Below are 6,544 nucleotides of genomic sequence, written 5' to 3' on the forward strand. Positions count from 1 at the left end.
GCTCTTTCGGAGTTGCTATGCTTTTGTTCACCTAAGAACATTTTTATTTCTTTTCGCCTCTCCCACTCTGCCACTCTCCCACTCTGCCACTCTGCCACTCTCCCCCTCTCCCACTCTCCCCCTCTCCCACTCTCCCCCTCTCCCCCTCTCCTCAAATAGCATAGTAAGTACGGAAGAGCCCAATTTAGATGCGCGACAGCTTATTAGGCGGGGGATTGATTAAGAGCCGGGTGATGACAACTGGTGCAAGATTTTGGTCTGGAATTGTAAAATGCGATCGCATTTCCCATTTATTCAGAATGCGATCGCCTTTTTCATATCCATTTTTACAATGTTATCCTCATCACCTATACTCCTACAAGTATCCGCTCAATACTAGGAGTATAGAATGTATCCCGAACAAGCTGGTGCTGGTGGAAATTGGCCAGTTATTGATGAAATTTTCGACCCAAACGTTATACAGCAGCAAAACGATTTATCTTGCGGATCTGCTTGTGGTGAAATGTTGCTCAAAGAGCGTGGCATCAACAATATCAGTCAGGCTATGATTGCTAATGAGGCTGGAGTACCAGTAACTTGCCCAAATTTGGCCAATGTGCTTAACACGATCGACCTTCCAGAAGGGATTAAACAATGGGTGGGAGGCCCATTGGGTATCCCAGGTGCAACTGACTCCGAACTCTTTGAAACCTTGAATAACACAGGTTCGTGGGCTGCTGTACTTTGGGAAGTTGGCGCAGGAATAGGACACATGGTACTCGTTGATGGTCTGGATGAGGCAGGATATGTTCTTATTCGTGACCCTTGGGATGGCACAAGGTATAGAATGACAAGAGAAGACTTTCTAAAATACTGGACTACTCAAGCAGTTTTTCGGAGTTAATAATGAACGTAAAAGTGCTTTCGATCGAACCAGCAAAAGAAACAGGAACTTTCGATGTGCTAGTTTTAATTGGTACAGAGGAACACAAATTCACGATGACAGTTGACAGCCATATAGTGGCTGAAAAAGAAATTCAAGTTACCAATGGCGATAAGCATTTCTCGCAAACATTCAAATTTCACCAAATGATCGCTCTTAAAATATCCAAATTAGTCTCAAAAGTATACAACAATCAGGCTGTTGAACTGCCATTAGATGTTGATGAATCTTATTACAAAGAACTCGCAGCTTATGTGTGAGAGTGCGATCGCCTTTTTTGTGAGAATGCGATCGGCACAGAATCACGTTTGCCTCCCCCTCTTACCCCCTCCCCCTCTTACCCCCTCCCCTCTTACCCCCTCCCCTCTTACCCCCTCCCCTCTGCCCTCAAATACCATGTTGACAAGAGCATGGGAATCTGATAATAATAAGAATTTGTGAAAACTTTAGCACTTGTAATAAACCCTTGGCTAACGTAATAGTGATAGGTGCCCAGTGGGGCGATGAAGGAAAAGGTAAAATCACCGATTTACTCAGCAAATCAGCAGATGTAGTTGTACGTTACCAAGGGGGTGTCAACGCCGGACACACCGTCGTGGTGCAAGGGCAGACCTTCAAGCTGCATCTAATTCCATCGGGAATTTTATATCCCGACACCGAGTGCATCATCGGTTGCGGCACCGTCATCGACCCCCAGGTACTCATTGAAGAACTCGACCAGCTAGAAAAGCTGGGCATCTCAACCCGCAATCTGCTGATTTCCCAGACTGCCCACGTCACCATGCCATACCACCGCATGATCGATCGAGCATCCGAAGAACGGCGGGGAAACCACAAAATCGGCACCACAGGTCGCGGCATCGGCCCCACATACGCAGATAAATCCGAGCGTACCGGCATCCGCATCCTAGACTTAATGGACCCAGATGCCCTCCGCAAACAGCTTAACTGGACGATAAATTATAAAAACGTCATCCTAGAAAAGCTTTATAATTTGCCTCCCCTCGATGCAGAAGAGACGATCGAGCATTACTTAAAATATGCAGATCGGTTACGTCCCCATGTAGTAGACACCTCCTTAAAGATTTACGACGCCATCCAGCGGCGGCGCAACATCCTGTTTGAAGGCGCACAAGGAACCCTCCTGGATCTCGATCACGGCACATATCCCTACGTCACCTCCTCCAACCCAGTCGCCGGTGGAGCCTGCGTAGGCACAGGCGTCGGCCCGACAATGATCGATCGCGTCATCGGTGTAGCCAAAGCATACACAACACGAGTGGGAGAAGGGCCATTTCCCACCGAACTCCACGGCGAAGTGGGAGAATTATTGTGCGATCGCGGCGCAGAATTTGGCACCACCACCGGACGCAAAAGACGCTGCGGCTGGTTTGACGCCGTGATCGGTCGATACGCCGTTCGCATCAACGGTTTAGACTGTCTCGCCATCACCAAACTCGACGTACTCGACGAGATGGAAGAAATTCAAGTCTGCGTAGCCTACGAAATCGACGGTCAAAACTGCCAAGACTTTCCCAGCAGTTCCCGCATCTTCGCCCGTTGCAAACCCATCTACAAAACCGTACCCGGTTGGAAACAATCCACAGCTGAATGTCGTAAGCTGGAAGACTTACCAAAACAAGCGCTAGACTATCTCAAGTTCCTAGCCGAATTGATGGAAGTACCGATCGCGATCGTCTCCCTGGGAGCCAGCCGCGACCAAACAATTATTGTAGAAGACCCCATTCACGGCCCCAAACGAGCGCTGCTGCACGCTGATGGCACACCTGTAGCAGTCTGAGGCATAACGCTTTTCGCCATAGAATAGCAGTAGTCGATGGTGCAAACTGATTGCAGATTTAAAATTTCAGATTTCAGATTTGCCTCGCCCACAAGGGGCGAGGCATTAACCAAAAATTTTCAATTTGAAATCTGAAATCTGAAATTCTCGGTAAAGATGAGCTAGAATGCCTAAAAATAACTGGGAAACAGATGAAGATCGAATGAGGTACAAACTACTTGTACATAAAAATTTTATTGGGTGGGTTATTGAAGAATTAAAAAAAGAAGGTATTTCAGCTACAAGAACTACTGGAAATGATTCTAAAGGAGATATATTACTAATAAATCCAGAAGATGCCTCACGAGTACAAGAAATAATTCGCCAAATTCAAAATAAATATAATCGTTAATAGTGCCATGCCACACATTGAGATCAAAACAAAAAAGAATATCTACCCAAGCGAAGCAAAGAAAATTATCGCCAAAGAAACTGTTATTGGAGTTTTAACTACAGGAACAATCTCTCCAGATGGGAAAAAGTTATTTGACGAGGCAAAAATTGCTTGGGCTGAAAATGTTCCCGAAAAAGAGTTTATGGAGTCAAAGGATCAGGAGGAGGGCTAATGTTAGACATCAGCTTTTACACAAACAATGGTCAGCCACCCTATACTGTAGAAATAGCAGAAGCATTCTACGAATGGTTGGCAAAATCAGAGTTCTCGAAAATAGGTAAAACCCGCAAAACAAAAATAAAAATAGAGGGAGAAGAAGAAAATTTAGAGTTGGTTAAGTTGGGGAAAGATAATCGTAAAAAACTGAGGAATTTCTTACTTGAGGCAATTAGTGAGGAGAGTGATTCCGTACTCTCTCAACTTGGAGATTCTCCTTCAAAACCAGAACATCAAGCTGCCACTTATCGTCTTAAAAAGCTCCAAGAATTGCGGAAGTGCTTGGAAAACGCAAAATATCAGTATCTTCAGCGGGTATAATTTAGTAATGCCGTGCTGAAGATTTGATACTATTTGAATACTAAGGAACCAAAATCAGAACATGGAACTCACAGTTGAATGTCAAAAGCGGCTTGAAAACAGCAAACCGAACGCCCTGCGTCGTAACGGCCAAATTCCAGCCGTTTTGTATGGCCACAAAGGTGCTGAATCAATTGCTCTCACACTGAATGCCAAAGTCGCCGAACAGCTGCTTAAAAAAGCATCCATCAACAACACCCTCATTAATCTGAACATTCCTGACATCCCTTGGAACGGTCAAACTCTCCTGCGAGAAGTCCAATCTCATTCCGCAAAGGGATTTATCTATCACCTCAGCTTTTTTGCCGTCTCAGCTCACGACACCCTGGAAGTGGGAGTGCCCCTGCATTTTGTCGGAGAACCAGTCGGTGTTAAGTTAAGCGGTGGAATGTTAGACACCGTGATGACATCAATCCAGGTAAAATGTTTGCCCCAGAGCATCCCAGATAACATTGAAGTTGATGTTTCCGCTATGAACATTGGGGATGCCCTGCATATCCGCGAACTAACTTTGCCCCCCGGCGTTACAGCCATTGCCGAGCCAAATCAAGTGGTTGTCAGCGTCCTCAACACACAAGGTGGAGCTACTGAAGCCGAAGAAACAGCAGCATCTGCATAAACCTTGCTCAGATAGTTAACGTAAGTTGCTAGTTATATGATTGAGCCTGGTTCTAGGTACGTTGTTGCGCTTTAGCGCTCTTAAGCTGTCGCGCATCTAAGTTGTATAAATGGGGCTGGCAAGATGCCCGCTCCACAAGAGTTTCATAAATTGCGATCGTACAAACTCTCCGGCGCGGCAGCTTATCGCCCAACTTACCCATTACCCATTCCAAACGATGGCGATGCCAGTAATTAGCAACTTGAGTTACTTACTTACCTCGCTAACCAGGGACAAAACCCTGGTTTTTTATATTGAGTTAGCCCTAAAATCTGCCATCTGCCATCTGAAATTATAGCAATCGTCAAGGCAGTTAGGACGTACTAAAACGCTAGAATAAATTCACAGAAAGCATTTCACTTTTGACTTTTGACTTTTGACTTTTGACTTTTGCTATACCATGACCCAAACATCTCTCCCTTCTCTAATTCAGCAAATGTTGCAACCGGGTTTCTATCCTCACCCGGTAACAGAACCGATTAAGCTAATTCAGACGCACGTTTCCTATGTATTCCTCACTGGGGATTATGCTTATAAGGTTAAAAAATCGGTAAACTTTGGCTTTTTGAACTACTCGACTTTGGAACTACGGCAACATTTTTGTAATGAAGAGTTCCGCATGAATAAGCGCGGGGCTCCCGAAATTTATTTAGAAGTTTTGCCAATCACTCAGACAGGAGAGCAATTTCAACTGGGTGGCGCTGGTGAAGCGGTGGAATATACGCTGAAAATGTGCCAATTTCCTCAAGATGCGTTATTTCTCACTTTGTTTGAACAGGGTAAACTGACTGAGAAAAATATGGAGGATTTGGGGCGGGTTGTGGCAGAATTCCACGCCCAAGCACCAATCAATGACTATATTCGCACTTTTGGTGAAGTTGACCAGATTCGCCAAGCCATCGACGAAAATTACCAGCAAACTGAGAAATATATTGGTGGGCCTCAAACTCAGTCTCAGTTTGACGAAACTAAGCAGTTTACAGATACTTTCTTTGCAGAACGGCAAGAACTCTTTGCTAGCCGAATTAAAAATAACTGGATTCGGGAATGTCACGGCGATTTACACCTGAGAAATATCTGTTTGTGGAATAACAAAATAATGTTATTCGACTGTATTGAGTTTAATGAGCCGTTCCGCTTTGTTGATGTGATGTTCGACATTGCTTATGCTGTGATGGAATTGGAAGGATTGCAGCGTCCAGACCTCTGCAATGCTTATTTGAATACTTACGTTGAAGAAACTGGCGACTGGGAAGGGTTGCAAGTTTTACCTTTGTATGTAAGCCGTCAATCTTATGTGCGGGGAAAGGTAATTTCCTTTTTATTGGACGATCCTGGTATTCCCGCCGATGAGAAAGAAAAAGCGAAGGAAACTGCTGCTGGCTATTACAAAATGGCGTGGCAATATACAAAACCGCGCCAAGGTAAAGTGATTTTAATGTCGGGGTTATCCGGTTCTGGTAAGAGTACGGTGGCGCGATATTTGGCTCGGAAAATAGGCGCAATTCAGATTCGATCGGATGCGGTGCGGAAACATTTGGCTGGTGTACCTTTGCATGAAAAAGGTGGCGCAGATTTGTACTCGGCCCAAATGACTGAGAAAACTTATGGGCGTCTGTTGGAACTGGGAATTATGCTGGCTTCGGCTGGCTATCCGGTAATTTTGGATGCTAAGTACGATCGCGCGGCGTTGCGTTCTGAAGCGATCGCACAAGCCGAAAAACATCATCTGCCTCTGCAAATATTATTCTGTACGGCACCAGAAGATGTCTTGCGCGATCGCCTCTCCTCCCGTACTGGCGATGTTTCCGATGCCACAGCTAACCTCTTAAGTAGCCAACAAGCCGCTAGCGAACCTTTCACCGAGGCTGAACAATCTTTTGTCAAAACATTAGACACCACTCAGGATTTGGTGTCACAATTAAGTCATTAGTCATTAGTCATTAGTCATTAGTCATAAGTTCTTGGTTACAAACACCCAAAAATGGACAACTAATTATGGACTTTTGGCTATTGGCTATTGGCTTTTGACAACTGACAACTGACAACTGACAACTGACAACTGACCACTGACAACTGACCACTGACAACTGACAACTGACAACTGACAACTGACAACTGACAACTGACAACTGACAACTGACAACTGACAAC

The 6,544-nt window shown here is 45.0% G+C and carries 9 protein-coding genes; 8 read left to right on the forward strand and 1 reads right to left on the reverse strand.

Going from position 1 to position 6,544, the window contains the following annotated elements; genetic code table 11:
* Window positions 1-388: 388 nt before the first annotated feature.
* The 8 genes from LAY57_RS34570 to LAY57_RS34605 all read left to right on the forward strand — a co-directional run bounded on the left by LAY57_RS34570 (window position 389) and on the right by LAY57_RS34605 (window position 6,323).
* Window positions 389-883, forward strand: coding sequence for a C39 family peptidase (locus tag LAY57_RS34570; protein ID WP_249071840.1), 495 nt, complete (start codon window positions 389-391; stop codon window positions 881-883).
* A gap of 2 nt (window positions 884-885) precedes the next feature.
* Window positions 886-1,182: a hypothetical protein gene (locus LAY57_RS34575; protein ID WP_249071842.1), complete on the forward strand. Its 297-nt coding sequence runs from the start codon at window positions 886-888 to the stop codon at window positions 1,180-1,182.
* A 206-nt stretch (window positions 1,183-1,388) separates the two neighbouring features.
* Window positions 1,389-2,723 carry an adenylosuccinate synthase gene (locus LAY57_RS34580; protein WP_249071844.1) on the forward strand — a complete coding sequence of 445 codons (1,335 nt, stop codon included), beginning with the start codon at window positions 1,389-1,391 and terminating at the stop codon, window positions 2,721-2,723.
* A 166-nt stretch (window positions 2,724-2,889) separates the two neighbouring features.
* Window positions 2,890-3,114: a hypothetical protein gene (locus LAY57_RS34585; protein WP_249071847.1), complete on the forward strand. Its 225-nt coding sequence runs from the start codon at window positions 2,890-2,892 to the stop codon at window positions 3,112-3,114.
* Window positions 3,115-3,121: 7 nt separating this feature from the next.
* The gene (locus tag LAY57_RS34590; protein WP_249071849.1) at window positions 3,122-3,328 is read left to right on the forward strand and encodes a hypothetical protein; all 207 of its coding nucleotides are present in this window, start codon (window positions 3,122-3,124) and stop codon (window positions 3,326-3,328) included.
* The gene (locus tag LAY57_RS34595) at window positions 3,328-3,693 is read left to right on the forward strand and encodes a hypothetical protein (protein WP_249071851.1); all 366 of its coding nucleotides are present in this window, start codon (window positions 3,328-3,330) and stop codon (window positions 3,691-3,693) included. Before LAY57_RS34590 ends, LAY57_RS34595 begins: the two co-directional genes overlap by 1 nt.
* Before the next feature lie 61 nt (window positions 3,694-3,754).
* Complete coding sequence (locus tag LAY57_RS34600) at window positions 3,755-4,351, forward strand: 50S ribosomal protein L25/general stress protein Ctc (protein WP_249071853.1); 597 nt, start codon at window positions 3,755-3,757, stop codon at window positions 4,349-4,351.
* Between the two features lie 439 nt (window positions 4,352-4,790).
* The gene (locus tag LAY57_RS34605; protein WP_249071855.1) at window positions 4,791-6,323 is read left to right on the forward strand and encodes a bifunctional aminoglycoside phosphotransferase/ATP-binding protein; all 1,533 of its coding nucleotides are present in this window, start codon (window positions 4,791-4,793) and stop codon (window positions 6,321-6,323) included.
* A gap of 10 nt (window positions 6,324-6,333) precedes the next feature.
* Here LAY57_RS34605 and LAY57_RS34610 read toward each other — a convergent pair.
* The coding region (locus LAY57_RS34610; RefSeq protein WP_249071857.1) for a hypothetical protein at window positions 6,334-6,544 on the reverse strand (211 nt) is incomplete at its 5' end.

It is taken from the genome of Argonema antarcticum A004/B2 (assembly GCF_023333585.1).
GTDB classification, from domain to species: domain Bacteria; phylum Cyanobacteriota; class Cyanobacteriia; order Cyanobacteriales; family Aerosakkonemataceae; genus Argonema; species Argonema antarcticum.